The following is a 12,267-nucleotide window of genomic DNA, read 5'->3' on the forward strand; positions in this document are numbered from 1 at the left end:
GATGAAGGGCCAGGTGACCGGTTCACCTGGTTGAGTCAGGGTTGCGACACCTCAATCAGGTGGACGTGCTCTTTCAACACAGTTTTGATGAGGCCAGCAGGCTGCATCACTTCCAAGCGTCGCGCTTTTGCATTACAATCGCGGATTGCTCTGGCCAAAAGTGACGTTGACTGCTTGCCGTGCGTTTTGAGTCGTGCTCGCATCGTGTTCCGGGCGAAGTGAGCTTGAATTAGTTGACCCCGGAAACGTGGGCGAATTTCCGTTGAGAGATCAACGGTTCAGGAGAAGACCATGAAAGTCTCGGCATCCGTCAAGAAGATGTGCCGTAATTGCAAAATCATCCGCCGCAAGGGCGTGGTTCGCGTGATTTGCACCGACCCGCGTCACAAGCAGCGTCAAGGCTAACCGCCTGACCTGGCGACGACACAAGCGTTCAGAGGACAGTTATGGCACGTATTGCTGGCATCAACATTCCGCCGCACAAGCATACCGAAATCGGTCTGACTTCGATCTACGGCATTGGTCGCACCACCGCGCAGAAAATCTGCTCGGCGGCCGGCATTCCCTTCAACAAGAAGATCAAGGAATTGACCGACGGCGACCTGGAAAAGATTCGGGAAGAAGTGGGCAAGCTCACCATTGAAGGTGACCTGCGCCGCGAGCTCTCGATGAACATCAAGCGACTGATGGATCTGGGCTGCTATCGCGGCTTCCGTCACCGTCGTGGTCTGCCCCTTCGTGGCCAACGCACTCGCACTAACGCTCGCACTCGCAAGGGTCCGCGTAAGGCGATCGCTGGCAAGAAGTGATCAGGCTAAGCGACTGAGTTCAAGAGAGATAAATCATGGCTAAAGCACCTGCGAACAGCGCTGCACGTCGTGTGAGCAAGAAGGTCCGCAAGAACATTGCTGACGGTATTGCCCACGTGCACGCATCCTTCAACAACACCATCATCACCATCACGGACCGTCAGGGGAACTCCCTGTCTTGGGCTTCGTCTGGTGGTCAAGGCTTCAAGGGCTCGCGTAAGTCCACGCCGTTCGCTGCCCAGGTGGCTGCTGAAGTGGCAGGTCGCGCAGCTCAGGAGCAAGGCATCAAGAACCTCGATGTCGAGATCAAGGGCCCCGGTCCTGGTCGCGAATCGTCGGTGCGCGCCCTGGCATCGCTGGGCATCCGCATCGCTTCGATCTCTGACGTGACGCCCGTGCCGCACAACGGCTGCCGTCCTCAGAAGCGTCGTCGCATCTGATGTGATTTGCAGGCTTGCCTTGTCGGCAGGCCGCTCCACACCTCGCAGGTCATGGTGACATGGTCGGCGAGGTTGTTTCGTTGCGTATTTCTGACGCGCCGTTCGGTGTGTTCGGAGATGACAGCTCGCTTGCTATAATGGCAGGCTCTTTGCGGTTGCGCGGTCGTGGCGTTTTGGCGCCCGGGCCGTAGCCGATAAGCCCACCGTCTGTGCTGGTGTACATCGCCGCCAGACTCGCGTCGGCCCTTCGCTGACGTCAGACAGATTACAAGGACACCTAAAGTGGCACGTTACCTCGGACCCAAGGCCAAGCTGGCCCGCCGTGAAGGCACCGACCTATTTTTGAAGAGCGCCCGTCGCCCCATCAGCGACAAGGCCAAGTTCGACACCAAGCCCGGTCAACACGGTCGCACCTCTGGTTCGCGCACCTCCGACTTCGGTCTGCAATTGCGCGAAAAGCAGAAGGTCAAGCGCATGTATGGCGTGCTGGAAAAGCAATTCCGCCGCTACTTCGCTGAAGCCGAGCGCCGCAAGGGCAACACCGGTGCCAACCTGCTGGGCCTGCTGGAATCGCGTCTCGACAACGTCGTCTATCGCATGGGCTTTGCCTCCACCCGCGCCGAAGCTCGCCAGTTGGTGGGCCACAAGGGTGTGGTCGTGAACGGTCAAGTCGTGAACATCCCGTCCTTCCTGGTCAAGACCGGTGACGTGGTTGCCGTGCGCGAAAAGGCCAAGAAGCAAGTTCGCGTTCAGGAAGCATTCAAGCTGGCCGAGTCCATCGGCATGCCCGGCTGGGTTCAGGTCGACGGCACCAAGCTCGAAGGTGTGTTCAAGAAGAGCCCGGACCGTGACGAGTTCGGCTCTGACATCAACGAATCGTTGATCGTCGAACTGTATTCTCGTTAATGCACGCCACAGGCTGCACTGCACGGCATTGCGTCGTGTTGTGCGGCCTTGTGCATTTGTATTTCAGGGCCGGAGCAGCCGCTCCGGTTGGTCCAGCGGCCTTATCGGTGTAACGAGCCGAGGGTATTGACAGGAAGACCTCATGCAAACCAATTTGCTGAAACCCAAAGCCATTCAGGTGGAACCGCTGGGCGGTAACCGTGCCAAGGTCACGCTCGAACCGTTCGAGCGCGGCTATGGTCACACCCTGGGCAACGCGCTGCGTCGCGTGCTGCTGTCGTCGATGGTCGGTTTCGCGCCTACGGAAGTCACGATCGCTGGCGTCCTGCACGAGTACTCCGCCATTGATGGCGTTCAGGAAGATGTGGTTCACATCATGCTGAACCTCAAGGGTGTGGTGTTCCGTCTGCACAACCGTGACGAAGTCACGCTGGTGCTGCGCAAGGATGGCGAAGGTCCGGTGACGGCCGCCGACATCCAGACGCCGCACGACGTCGAGATCATCAACCCGGGTCACGTGATTGCCCACCTGTCGCAAGGTGGCAAGCTCGACATGCAGATCAAGGTCGAAAAGGGCCGTGGTTATGTGCCGGGTAACATCCGTCGCTATGGCGAGGAAAGCAGCAAGGCCATCGGCCGCATCGTGCTGGATGCCTCGTTCTCGCCGGTTCGCCGCGTGAGCTACACGGTCGAAAGCGCCCGTGTGGAACAGCGTACCGACCTGGACAAGCTGGTCATGGAAATCGAAACCAACGGCGCCATCACGCCGGAAGAGTCGATCCGTGCTTCGGCCAAGATCTTGGTGGAGCAGTTGGCTGCGTTCGCACACCTGGAAGGCAACGATCTGCAGACGCTGATCGATGCGCCGAAGTCCAGCGCCGTGTTCGATCCGATCCTGCTGCGTCCGGTGGACGAGCTGGAGTTGACCGTGCGTTCGGCCAACTGCCTGAAGGCCGAGAACATCTACTACATCGGCGACCTGATCCAGCGTACCGAGACCGAGCTGCTCAAGACCCCGAACCTGGGTCGCAAGTCGCTCAACGAGATCAAGGAAGTGCTGGCCTCGCGTGGTCTGGCCCTGGGCTCGCGCCTGGAAGCCTGGCCTCCTCAAGGCCTGGACAAGCGTTGATTTTTGAAAGTGCGTGATCCATCTTGGGTCACGCGGTGCACCCGGCGGTACCTTGAAACGGCCGTCGGTTTTTATAAGTAAGAAAGGACTAGCACCATGCGTCATGGACACGGACTCCGTAAACTCAACCGCACTTCGTCGCACCGTCTGGCGATGCTGCGCAACATGGCCAACTCGCTCATCGAGCACGAAGCCATCAAGACCACCGTCCCCAAGGCCAAGGAACTGCGCCGCGTTGTCGAGCCGCTGATCACCCTGGCCAAGGAGCCGACCGTCGCCAACAAGCGTCTGGCGTTTGACCGTCTGCGTAACCGCGACAACGTCGTCAAGCTGTTCAACGTGCTGGGCCCGCGCTTTGCCAAGCGTCCTGGCGGCTACACCCGCATCCTGAAGATGGGCTTCCGCGTGGGCGACAACGCTCCGATGGCCTACATGGAGCTGGTTGAGCGCACCGAAGAAGCTGCTGTCGAAGCCGCTGCTGAATAAGCACGCTGGCGTTTGACGCCCTGAAGCCCGTCACGTGCAAGCGTGGCGGGTTTTTTCTTGGCTCAACGGTTTTCACCGCAGCGACGGGTGCATCAGGGCACGAGTGAAGGTTCGGTTTGAACGCGGCGCGAGACCTTTCGACCTTTTTTCGGGCGCTGCTGGTCAAACGGGATAAGTTGTGCCATAATAGCTTTCTCTGTCGCGGGGTGGAGCAGTCTGGTAGCTCGTTGGGCTCATAACCCAAAGGTCGTTGGTTCAAATCCGGCCCCCGCAACCAAAATTTGGCGAAAGCCTTGAGAAGTTGTTTGATCAAAACAGCTTTTCACAATCCAGTGCATGGTGCGGCCCCCGGGCTCGCATCGTGAAGTCAGAAGTTGCTTCTGGCGCGTCACCTCTGTCGCGGGGTGGAGCAGTCTGGTAGCTCGTTGGGCTCATAACCCAAAGGTCGTCGGTTCAAATCCGGCCCCCGCAACCAAGTTCAAAGGCCCTCTCAAGAGGGCCTTTTTTCGTTGGCACAGCATCGTTGGTGCTGTGCTGGGGCGGCGTTCAGCCTGCTTGGGCCAGGGCCCGCCCGATCACGAGGCGCTGGATGTCGCTGGCGCCTTCGTAGATTTGGCAGACGCGCACGTCCCGGTAAATGCGCTCGACCGGAAAGTCACTCACATAGCCATAGCCGCCATGAATCTGGATGGCGTCGGACGCCACTTTCTCGGCCATCTCGGACGCAAACAGCTTGGCCATCGAGGCTTCGGTCAGACAGGGCAGGCCGGCATCTTTCAGTTGCGCGGCGCGCCAGACCATCAGGCGCGCGGCATCGACCTGGGTGGCCATGTCGGCGAGGCGGAAGCTGACGGCCTGATGTTCGATGAGCGGCTTGCCGAAGGACTCGCGTTGGCGTGCGTAGGCGAGTGCGGCGTCCAGCGCGGCACGGGCCATGCCGATGCACTGCGCGGCAATCCCGATGCGCCCGGCTTCGACTTGGGACAGGGCGATGCGGTAGCCTTCGCCGGGGGCACCGACGATCGCGTCGAGCGGGACACGGCAGTTCTCGAAGATGATCTGCGCGGTGTCGCTGGCGCGCTGGCCGAGTTTGTCTTCGATGCGGGCGACGATGTAGCCGGGGGTGGCGGTGGGCACGAGGAAACAGGAGATGCCCTTTTTGCCGGCGCTCTTGTCGGTCACGGCCAACACGATGGCGACATCGGCGTGCTTGCCGGTAGTGATGAACTGTTTGACGCCGTTGAGCACCCAGTGATCACCGTCCAGGGTGGCGCTGGTGCGGATGGCCGAGGCGTCGGAGCCCACGTGAGGTTCGGTCAGGCAGAAGCAGCCCAGGGCCTCGCCCTTGGCGAGCGGGACCAGCCAGCGCTGCTTTTGGGCTTCGCTGCCGTACTTGGCGGTGATGCCACATGGCAGCGAGTTCTGGACGCTGACGATGGTGGAGGTGGCGCCATCACCGGCGGCGATCTCTTCAATGGCCAGCACGAGGCTCATGTAGTCCAGGGCGGCGCCACCATAGGCCTCGGGCACGGTCATGCCCATGACGCCCAGAGTGCCGAGTTCCTTCAGGGCGTCGGTGGGAAAGGTGTGGTGGCGGTCCCAGTCGGCGGCGTGGGGGGCTAGGCGCTCGCGGGCGAAGGCGCGCAGGGTGTCGCGCAGCAGGGTCTGTTCATGGTTGAGGATCATGCGGTGGTGCCTTTCACAGGCGCTCGATGGCGATGGCCGTGGCCTCGCCGCCGCCGATGCACAGGCTGGCCACGCCGCGCTGCAGGCCCCGTTGGCGCAGGGCGCCCAGGAGTGTCACCAGGATGCGCGCACCCGAGGCGCCGATGGGGTGACCGAGGGCGCAGGCACCGCCGTGGACATTGACCCGCTCGTGAGGCAGTTGCAGCTCGTGCATGGCGGCCATGGTGACCACCGCAAAGGCTTCGTTGATTTCCCAGAGGTCCACGTCTTGGGTGGTCCAGTTCAGACGGTTGAGCAGGGCGCGCATGGCGCCCACCGGGGCCGTGGTGAACCAGGCAGGCTCTTGCGCGTGGGTGGCGTGGCCACGGATCACGGCCAGCGGCGTGAGGCCCTGAGATTGGGCTGCAGACTGGCGCATCAGCACCAGGGCGGCGGCGCCGTCGGAGATGGAGCTGGAGTTGGCGGCAGTGACGGTGCCATCCTTGGCGAAAGCCGGCTTGAGCTGGGCGATTTTGTCGATCTGGGCCTTGGGCGGTTGTTCGTCTTGCTGCACCACGGTGTCACCTTGGCGTCCGGTCACGGTGACCGGTGTGGTCTCCCACTCGAAATGACCGTCACGGAGGGCGGCTTGGGCCCGGGTGGTGGAGGTCACGGCGTAGGCGTCCTGGGCTTCGCGGGTGAAGCCGTAGTGGCGCGCGCAGTCTTCGGCAAAGGTGCCCATCAGGCGACCTCGGGTGACGGCGCTGTAGTGGTCTTCCAGTCCATCGAAGAACATGTGGTCGATCATCTGGCCGTGGCCCAGGCGCTGGCCGCTGCGCGCCTTGAGGAGCAGGTAGGGCGCGTTGCTCATGGATTCCATGCCGCCGACCACGACGGCCTGGGCGCTGCCGGCCAGGAGCAGGTCGTGGCCGAGCATGGTGGCCTTCATGCCGGAGCCGCAGACCTTGCTGATGGTGGTGCAGCCGGTGGACAGGGGCAGGCCGGCATCGAGCGAGGCCTGACGGGCGGGCGCCTGGCCGAGTCCGGCGGGGAGCACGCAGCCCATCAGCACTTCGTCGATGGCCTGCGGGGGCAGGCAGCTGCGGGTAAGGGCGGCGGCGATGGCCTGGGCGCCGAGTTGCGGGGCACTCAGGCTGGCGAGGCTGCCTTGAAACGCACCCAAGGGCGTGCGGGCAGCACTGACGATGACGATGGGGTCGACGGTGGGGCTGAGGGTGGCGGGCATGAGCGTCTCCTGGGTGTGGATGTGACGAGGCGCCCCGGAGGGCGCCTGTCGACGAGGATGTCTGCCAGTATGTCAGCCTGTGAGGGTCTGTGAAACCCGGTGCTCAGCCCTCGCTGCGCCGGCTTTGCCAACGCTGCAGGGCACCGCCCACCAGCATGGCGGGGACGAACAACCAGGTTTCGCTGTTGCCGGACAGGAGGGTGGCCAGGGCGGGGCCGGGGCAGTAGCCGACCAGTCCCCAACCGATGCCGAACAGTGCGGCGCCGCCGAGCAACTTGCGGTCGAGCTGGGTCAACGTGGGCAGGTGAAAGCGGTCGCCGTACAGGGGCACTGGACGGCGCAGGACGAAGCGAAAAGACACCAAGGTCATCAGCACCGCGCCACCCATGACAAAGGCTAGGCTGGGGTCCCAGTTGCCGGCCAGATCGAGGAAGTCGAGCACCTTCAAGGGGTTGGTCATCTCGGCGACGGCCAGGCCCAGGCCGAACACGACACCGGCCACCAGGCTCACAAGGGGTTGCATCATGATGAGGTTCTCCGGACGGCTCACAGGCCGAGCAGGTGGCGGGTGACAAAGACGGTGGCGACACCGGTGACCATGAAGACGCCGGTTGCGGCCAGCGAGCGCAGCGACAGGCGGCCCAGGCCGCACACGCCATGGCCGCTGGTGCAGCCGTTGCCCAGCGAGGTGCCATAGCCGACCAGCAGGCCGGCCACGATCAGCAGCACGGGGGAGATGTCCGCACGAGGGTTGGCTGTGCGGCCGGTGAAGGCGAACCAGGCCCAGCTGCCGCCGACCATGCCGAGCAGGAACAGCAGGCGCCACAGCCAGACGCGGCGGGCCTGATGGGTGCGCCAGGCATCGACCAGGCCGTGCGCGATGTTGCTGATGCCGGCGATGCGGCCTGTGCCCGCCAGCAGCACCACGGCCGAAGCACCGATCAGCAGGCCGCCGATCAGTCCCGAGACAGGGGTGAATGAACTCATGAATGGACTCCAGAAATGCAGGACACCGGCAGACCGCGGGGGCGGTCTGCCGGTGTGTCAGAGGGCGTGGCTCAGAAGATGAGCTTCAGAACTTCCAGCCGTACGATACACCGATGATGTCTTCCTTAAGGCGGATGTTGGCATCACCTCCACCAAAATTGGCGGGGATTGCGCCGGGCCCCTTGACGGCCTTCTCGAAGGCGTGGCTGTAGTGCGCGCTCCACTCGCTGTTGGCGCTGGCCTTCCAGGTGAAGCCGGCGGTCAGGTGGTCTTGCACCACGCCCGGGGCGAGGATGTTGAAGAAGGTCTCGCTCTTGGGGATGGGCTGGGTGGCGTGGCTGTAGCCGGCGCGCAGGGTCCAGGCATCGTTGAGCTGATGGATGACGCCGAGCTTGACGACCTTGACGTCCTTCCAGCCGAAACCAGGGCCGTCGCTGCCACCAAGTTGCTGTGTGGCGAACTTGCTCAGCGGGTGACCGATGGACTTCACATCGCTCAGCTCGATCACCTGGTAGTCGAGGCCGAGGGTCCAGTCTTGAGTGGGCTGCCACGACACACCGACACCGTAGTTGGCAGGGATGTCGAAGCCACCTTGCTCGGCGAACAGGCCTTTGTACTTGTCGAAGCGACCCTGGATCTTGGAGGCCCAGGTGGCGCCCAAGCGCCATTGCGGGGCAATCTGGCCGATCCAGCCCAGCCGCACGCCGACGCCGTTGGAGGTGTCGGTGCCCTGATTGTGGACATTGCCGGAGGACTCGCTGTACCCCGGTTGGGTGAAGGGGCTGAGGCCTCGGATCGAGAAGCGTTGATGGGCCAGGTTCAAGGCAGCCCCGAACACGTGATCGGGCGTGGCCTTCCAGGCCACCGAAGGCGAGATGAACAGCTGCTCCAGGTTCATCTTGGTGGGGCCTTGCTCACCGAACCCGGTGAATGGACTGGTGTTGTAGCTGGTGTTCATGCCGCCGTTGCCGTACACGGCCAGACCCACGCTCAGTTGCGGGTTGATCTGGCGGGTGTAGCCGAACTCGGGGATCAGGAAGAAGTCGCGGCCGTCGGCGCTGTACTTGCCATCCAAGCTCGTCGTGAAAGAACCGCCACTTCCATCAGGGAACGTGGCAGAGTTGCCGGTGATCTCCGCACTCCGGCTCGGGTTGAACAGGTTCACGCCCACGTCGAGACGGTCACCCGTGAAGGCCGTGCCGGCTGGGTTGGTAGCGGCGGTCAGTCCGTCTTGCGGCAGGGCGATGCCCACGCCAGCGATCGCTTGCGATTTGACGCCGTAGCCGTGCGAGAAGTAGCCGTTGGTGGCCAGGGCCGATTGCGGCAGGGCGGCCGCGCACAGGGCGGCGAGGGTGGCGGCGCGCAAGGGCGAAGCGGAGAAGAGCTGGGACATGAACGTCATCCTCTAAAGCTTGTACGGGTACGGGTTGGGGTGTCGAGGCCCGACTGTACCGACAATGCGTCATGTCACAAACGACGATTTCGCAATGTCTTTATGCGTTTGGCGCATAAAGAATGCGTTGAGCGAGGAGGGAATGTTTCAAGGCGCCTTGGCACGCTGTTCCTTGGCCAGCAGTTTGTCCACGCGGGCCTGGGCGCGGTTGCGCACCAGGAAGCGCTCCAGCCCGGACACGTCGGCCATCAGCTGATCGGCCTGCTGGGTGCAGCGGGCCAGGCGGCTGCTTTGCAGGGCGGGGGCGAGCTGGCTCCAGCGGGCTTCCGCGGCCTTGAGCATCTGGTCGGCCTCGGGGTTGCGCAGGCCCTTCTTGTAGGCCACGCCGATGAACACGAAACCGTGTTCGGTGTCTCTCATGATGGCCTGGTTGCGTTTGTCCGAGGGGGGCTGCTTGAGGTGTTGCACCACGCGGTCCTTGAAACCGGCCGTGCAGTCCGAGGCTTCGAGGTAGAAGGCGGTATCGCTGGACGGCTGCGCGGCAAGGGCGCTGCCGGTCAAGGTCAGGCTGGCAAGGAGCAGGCTCAGGAGGCGCATGGCAGGTGGGGGAGCAATGTGAGGCACATGATCTTCAACGCGCACCCTGGGCTCCCGGTGGACATCCGCAGAACGCTAGCTGACCTTGACGTGGCATTCGCGCCGCAACAGCGCCAGGGCGCTTTGCAGGGATCCCTCCGCGTCGCTGGTCAGTGTGGCACGGGCCTCGTCGAGGAAACTTTGCCACAGCTTGAGGTAGTCGGCCTGGTAGGCAGCCGGGGCGTGGGCCTGAATGTACTGGCTGGCCAGTTCCGGGCTCAGCCCCGTCTTGCGGATCTTGCGGATCAGGGTGCCAGCGGTGCGGTCGGTCAGCAGGGTCTTGGGCGGGCTGCCAGCGGCGACACACAAGAAGAGGGTGAGCAGCGCGGCTTCGTCGTCGTTGCCGGCGGTGACCTTCTTCCAGGTGGCCGATGCGCTGCGCTCGTGCTGGTCGACCTCGGCCAGGCCGCTGTTGAGCCAGAAATAGCGACCCATGAAGGCTGGGGTCTGCTGGAAGAGCTTGCGGATGGGCGTGGCCGCGTCGAGCATTTTCGGCAGGTCGGCCAGCAGGCTTTGGCGCACTTCTTCCACGACCGCGTGCAGCGGGACGGGCAGTTCGGGCGGCAGGGTGATGCGGATGGCGCTGCCATCGCTGCCATGGCGTTGGCGCAGTTGGAGCACGATGTGGCCCAGGGCGCGCCAGTCAGGCATCTCTGTGTGGCCGGTGCTGAGCACCAGCAAGGCGGTGCGGATGACAGCTTCGGCCTCGGGGCCGGCGTCGCTCAGCTCATCCTCGTCCAGGCCCAGGTCTTCGGCCAGCCACTCGGCGGCGGCCATCAGCGCGGCGGCGTGGCTGCGGCGTGCCAGCTCGGCCCGGTAGTCGGCCAGGGGGCGCAGCGTCCACTTGGCCAGTTGCGGGATGTGAACGTCGGAGAAGTCCTGGCGCTCGTTCATGCCGAAGTGACTGGTCTGCGGCATGACGATGAGCCGCTTGAGCATGTCGGAGCCGCCCTTGGAGCGCGACAGGAAGCTGTGGTCGCGCAGCGATTCGGCGGCACGGCGCAGGTCGCCCTGGCAGCTGTCTTCCAGGTACAGGCTCACCAGGTTGACGATGCGGTCGCGGGCACGCTCGAGCTCGGGGCGCAGGAACTCGCTGCCGAAGTAGGCGGCGATCTGCACCATGCCTTTGGGCGCGCTGCGGCCGATCTCGTCGAGCTTGGCCTGGTTGATCAGGCCGTGCTGCATGCCGTACTGCAGGGCCTTTTCGAAGAACGGCCGGGCGTCATACAGCGAGACGCCAGCGGGTGGGGCGAGCGGGGCGTCCGACATCAGATGGCCGATTCGTCGTCCGAGTCCAGCACCACGGTGGTGACGCGACCGAAATCGGTCTCGCTGGTTTCCACCTTGTTGCGGTCTTCGTCCTCGTCGTCTTCGAACTCGGGGCGACCGGATTCGAAGGCGCGCACCTTGGCGCGCAGCACCAGCAGCATCTCGGTGAACAGGTCGGGGCACTCGTAGCGCATCAGCCAGGCCAGCTCCATCCAGTCCTGGTCGGCGACTTCGTCGTGGTCGAGCACGGGGCGGGCGTAGGCCGAGGCCATCAGGTCGCTCTCGCTGAGGATCTCGCCATCGTCGTCGACCGCGTCAAAGCGGCCGGTGCGGGCGAAGGCCTCGATGCGGCTCCACTTTTCGGAGAAGTAGTTGGCCAGGGCCTCGGCACCGCCTTCGATGGCGGCCAGGGCGTTGAGGAAGGCGAGCGCGTCGGCGTCTTCACGGAAGATGACCGAGTTGACCATGCCGCGCAGGTGGGTGTGGCTGAGGTCCTTGTAGCGCTTTTCGATCACGACGGCGCGGGCGAACTGCTCGGGCGTGATGACGAGGTTGACGACCGATTCTTTGGAGGTGTCGAACTCGCGGATCACGGCCAGCACGTCCTTGGGGGGCAGCTGGTCGAGCACGACCATCAGCGCGCCGTCGCCTTCGGTGTCGGCCAGTTCGGACAGCGCCGATTCGGCGCCGACGATGTCACCGGCGGCGATCAGGCTCTGGGTTTTCGTGATGAGGGCAAGGTGTTGGCTCATGTCTCAGTCTTTGCGGTCGAAGCCTTGGTCGGACAGCCAGTCGGCGCCGGCTTCGTCGCGGGCGCGCTGGTCGGCGTCGTCGCCATCATCGTCGCGGTCTTCGTCGGCGTCTTCACGGTCTTCATCGTCCGTGTCGTCGCCGCCCTCGTCGCTGGCGCGGCCCGGGCGGGCGTGCATGTACTCCAGCGCGGCGGCCAGGGTCATGAACCAGGGGCCGGCGGGCTCGGTCAGGATGGTGTCAACCAGTTCCTGGGCCCAGGGGGCCAGCTCGACGGCGTCGGCGATGGCGTCCCAGTCGGGCAGGTCATCGGCGTCCTGGCAGATCAGGTGTTCGAGCACGGCTGGTTGCACGAAGCGGAAGGCCTGGTGGAAGACCACGGCCACCATCTCGGGGCTGATCTCGATCATCTTGACCAGAAAGCCCAGCTCCTGGCGCTTCTCGGCCAGACGTTGGCGCAGCACGCCACGTCCCTCCGAGTCGGAGGTGAGGTCATCGAGTTCAGCCTGGTAGGCCGAGCGCAGTTGCAGGAAGAAGGGGGAGAGGCTCAC

Annotated in this window: 15 protein-coding genes and 2 tRNA genes; 8 read left to right on the forward strand and 9 right to left on the reverse strand. The window is 63.9% G+C overall.

Annotation, left to right across the window (positions count from 1 at the left end):
* The first annotated feature begins 291 nt into the window (after positions 1 to 291).
* The 8 genes from rpmJ (at position 292) to AC3WW4_RS03670 (ending at position 4,245) form a co-directional block, all read left to right on the forward strand.
* Positions 292 to 405 (forward strand): 50S ribosomal protein L36, encoded by a 114-nt coding sequence (gene rpmJ, locus AC3WW4_RS03635; protein WP_035036301.1) that lies wholly within the window; start codon positions 292 to 294, stop codon positions 403 to 405.
* Positions 406 to 446: 41 nt separating this feature from the next.
* Positions 447 to 809, forward strand: coding sequence for a 30S ribosomal protein S13 (gene rpsM / locus AC3WW4_RS03640; protein WP_300157544.1), 363 nt, complete (start codon positions 447 to 449; stop codon positions 807 to 809).
* Between the two features lie 35 nt (positions 810 to 844).
* On the forward strand, positions 845 to 1,249 hold the full coding sequence (gene rpsK / locus AC3WW4_RS03645; protein ID WP_320362193.1) for a 30S ribosomal protein S11: 405 nt from the start codon (positions 845 to 847) through the stop codon (positions 1,247 to 1,249).
* Between the two features lie 282 nt (positions 1,250 to 1,531).
* Complete coding sequence (gene rpsD, locus AC3WW4_RS03650; protein WP_488827027.1) at positions 1,532 to 2,155, forward strand: 30S ribosomal protein S4; 624 nt, start codon at positions 1,532 to 1,534, stop codon at positions 2,153 to 2,155.
* Positions 2,156 to 2,297: 142 nt separating this feature from the next.
* Positions 2,298 to 3,284: a DNA-directed RNA polymerase subunit alpha gene (locus AC3WW4_RS03655; protein WP_488827028.1), complete on the forward strand. Its 987-nt coding sequence runs from the start codon at positions 2,298 to 2,300 to the stop codon at positions 3,282 to 3,284.
* Between the two features lie 96 nt (positions 3,285 to 3,380).
* Positions 3,381 to 3,770 (forward strand): 50S ribosomal protein L17, encoded by a 390-nt coding sequence (rplQ, locus tag AC3WW4_RS03660; RefSeq protein WP_320362190.1) that lies wholly within the window; start codon positions 3,381 to 3,383, stop codon positions 3,768 to 3,770.
* Positions 3,771 to 3,970: 200 nt separating this feature from the next.
* Positions 3,971 to 4,047 (forward strand) — tRNA-Met (locus AC3WW4_RS03665).
* A gap of 121 nt (positions 4,048 to 4,168) precedes the next feature.
* Positions 4,169 to 4,245 (forward strand) — tRNA-Met (locus AC3WW4_RS03670).
* A 71-nt stretch (positions 4,246 to 4,316) separates the two neighbouring features.
* Here the strand turns inward: AC3WW4_RS03670 and AC3WW4_RS03675 are convergent.
* From AC3WW4_RS03675 to AC3WW4_RS03715, 9 genes are all read right to left on the reverse strand, one after another.
* Positions 4,317 to 5,456 carry an acyl-CoA dehydrogenase family protein gene (locus tag AC3WW4_RS03675; RefSeq protein ID WP_488827029.1) on the reverse strand — a complete coding sequence of 380 codons (1,140 nt, stop codon included), beginning with the start codon at positions 5,454 to 5,456 and terminating at the stop codon, positions 4,317 to 4,319.
* A 13-nt stretch (positions 5,457 to 5,469) separates the two neighbouring features.
* Complete coding sequence (locus tag AC3WW4_RS03680; protein ID WP_488827030.1) at positions 5,470 to 6,681, reverse strand: acetyl-CoA C-acyltransferase; 1,212 nt, start codon at positions 6,679 to 6,681, stop codon at positions 5,470 to 5,472.
* Positions 6,682 to 6,784: 103 nt separating this feature from the next.
* Positions 6,785 to 7,207, reverse strand: a complete 423-nt coding sequence (locus AC3WW4_RS03685) for a DUF6691 family protein (RefSeq protein WP_488827031.1) — start codon at positions 7,205 to 7,207, stop codon at positions 6,785 to 6,787.
* Positions 7,208 to 7,227: 20 nt separating this feature from the next.
* On the reverse strand, positions 7,228 to 7,668 hold the full coding sequence (locus AC3WW4_RS03690) for a YeeE/YedE family protein (RefSeq protein WP_488827032.1): 441 nt from the start codon (positions 7,666 to 7,668) through the stop codon (positions 7,228 to 7,230).
* Between the two features lie 85 nt (positions 7,669 to 7,753).
* A complete protein-coding gene (locus tag AC3WW4_RS03695; protein WP_488827033.1) occupies positions 7,754 to 9,061 on the reverse strand; it encodes an OmpP1/FadL family transporter in 1,308 nt (435 codons plus the stop codon).
* Between the two features lie 147 nt (positions 9,062 to 9,208).
* Positions 9,209 to 9,658 (reverse strand): hypothetical protein, encoded by a 450-nt coding sequence (locus AC3WW4_RS03700; protein ID WP_488827034.1) that lies wholly within the window; start codon positions 9,656 to 9,658, stop codon positions 9,209 to 9,211.
* Positions 9,659 to 9,733: 75 nt separating this feature from the next.
* Positions 9,734 to 10,966 carry a hypothetical protein gene (locus AC3WW4_RS03705; RefSeq protein ID WP_488827035.1) on the reverse strand — a complete coding sequence of 411 codons (1,233 nt, stop codon included), beginning with the start codon at positions 10,964 to 10,966 and terminating at the stop codon, positions 9,734 to 9,736.
* Positions 10,966 to 11,718 carry a hypothetical protein gene (locus AC3WW4_RS03710; protein ID WP_488827036.1) on the reverse strand — a complete coding sequence of 251 codons (753 nt, stop codon included), beginning with the start codon at positions 11,716 to 11,718 and terminating at the stop codon, positions 10,966 to 10,968. Before AC3WW4_RS03710 ends, AC3WW4_RS03705 begins: the two co-directional genes overlap by 1 nt.
* Before the next feature lie 3 nt (positions 11,719 to 11,721).
* The gene (locus AC3WW4_RS03715) at positions 11,722 to 12,267 is read right to left on the reverse strand and encodes a hypothetical protein (RefSeq protein ID WP_488827037.1); all 546 of its coding nucleotides are present in this window, start codon (positions 12,265 to 12,267) and stop codon (positions 11,722 to 11,724) included.

It is taken from the genome of Aquabacterium sp. TM01 (assembly GCF_057808345.1).

Bases quoted from the DNA above. Each gene is read 5' to 3' on its own strand.
- rpmJ (WP_035036301.1), top strand. From the start codon at position 292: ATGAAAGTCTCGGCATCCGTCAAGAAGATGTGCCGTAATTGCAAAATC.
- rpsM (WP_300157544.1), top strand. From the start codon at position 447: ATGGCACGTATTGCTGGCATCAACATTCCGCCGCACAAGCATACCGAA.
- rpsK (WP_320362193.1), top strand. From the start codon at position 845: ATGGCTAAAGCACCTGCGAACAGCGCTGCACGTCGTGTGAGCAAGAAG.
- AC3WW4_RS03655 (WP_488827028.1), top strand. From the start codon at position 2,298: ATGCAAACCAATTTGCTGAAACCCAAAGCCATTCAGGTGGAACCGCTG.
- rplQ (WP_320362190.1), top strand. From the start codon at position 3,381: ATGCGTCATGGACACGGACTCCGTAAACTCAACCGCACTTCGTCGCAC.
- AC3WW4_RS03675 (WP_488827029.1), bottom strand. From the start codon at position 5,456: ATGATCCTCAACCATGAACAGACCCTGCTGCGCGACACCCTGCGCGCC.
- AC3WW4_RS03680 (WP_488827030.1), bottom strand. From the start codon at position 6,681: ATGCCCGCCACCCTCAGCCCCACCGTCGACCCCATCGTCATCGTCAGT.
- AC3WW4_RS03685 (WP_488827031.1), bottom strand. From the start codon at position 7,207: ATGATGCAACCCCTTGTGAGCCTGGTGGCCGGTGTCGTGTTCGGCCTG.
- AC3WW4_RS03690 (WP_488827032.1), bottom strand. From the start codon at position 7,668: ATGAGTTCATTCACCCCTGTCTCGGGACTGATCGGCGGCCTGCTGATC.
- AC3WW4_RS03695 (WP_488827033.1), bottom strand. From the start codon at position 9,061: ATGTCCCAGCTCTTCTCCGCTTCGCCCTTGCGCGCCGCCACCCTCGCC.
- AC3WW4_RS03700 (WP_488827034.1), bottom strand. From the start codon at position 9,658: ATGCGCCTCCTGAGCCTGCTCCTTGCCAGCCTGACCTTGACCGGCAGC.
- AC3WW4_RS03705 (WP_488827035.1), bottom strand. From the start codon at position 10,966: ATGTCGGACGCCCCGCTCGCCCCACCCGCTGGCGTCTCGCTGTATGAC.
- AC3WW4_RS03710 (WP_488827036.1), bottom strand. From the start codon at position 11,718: ATGAGCCAACACCTTGCCCTCATCACGAAAACCCAGAGCCTGATCGCC.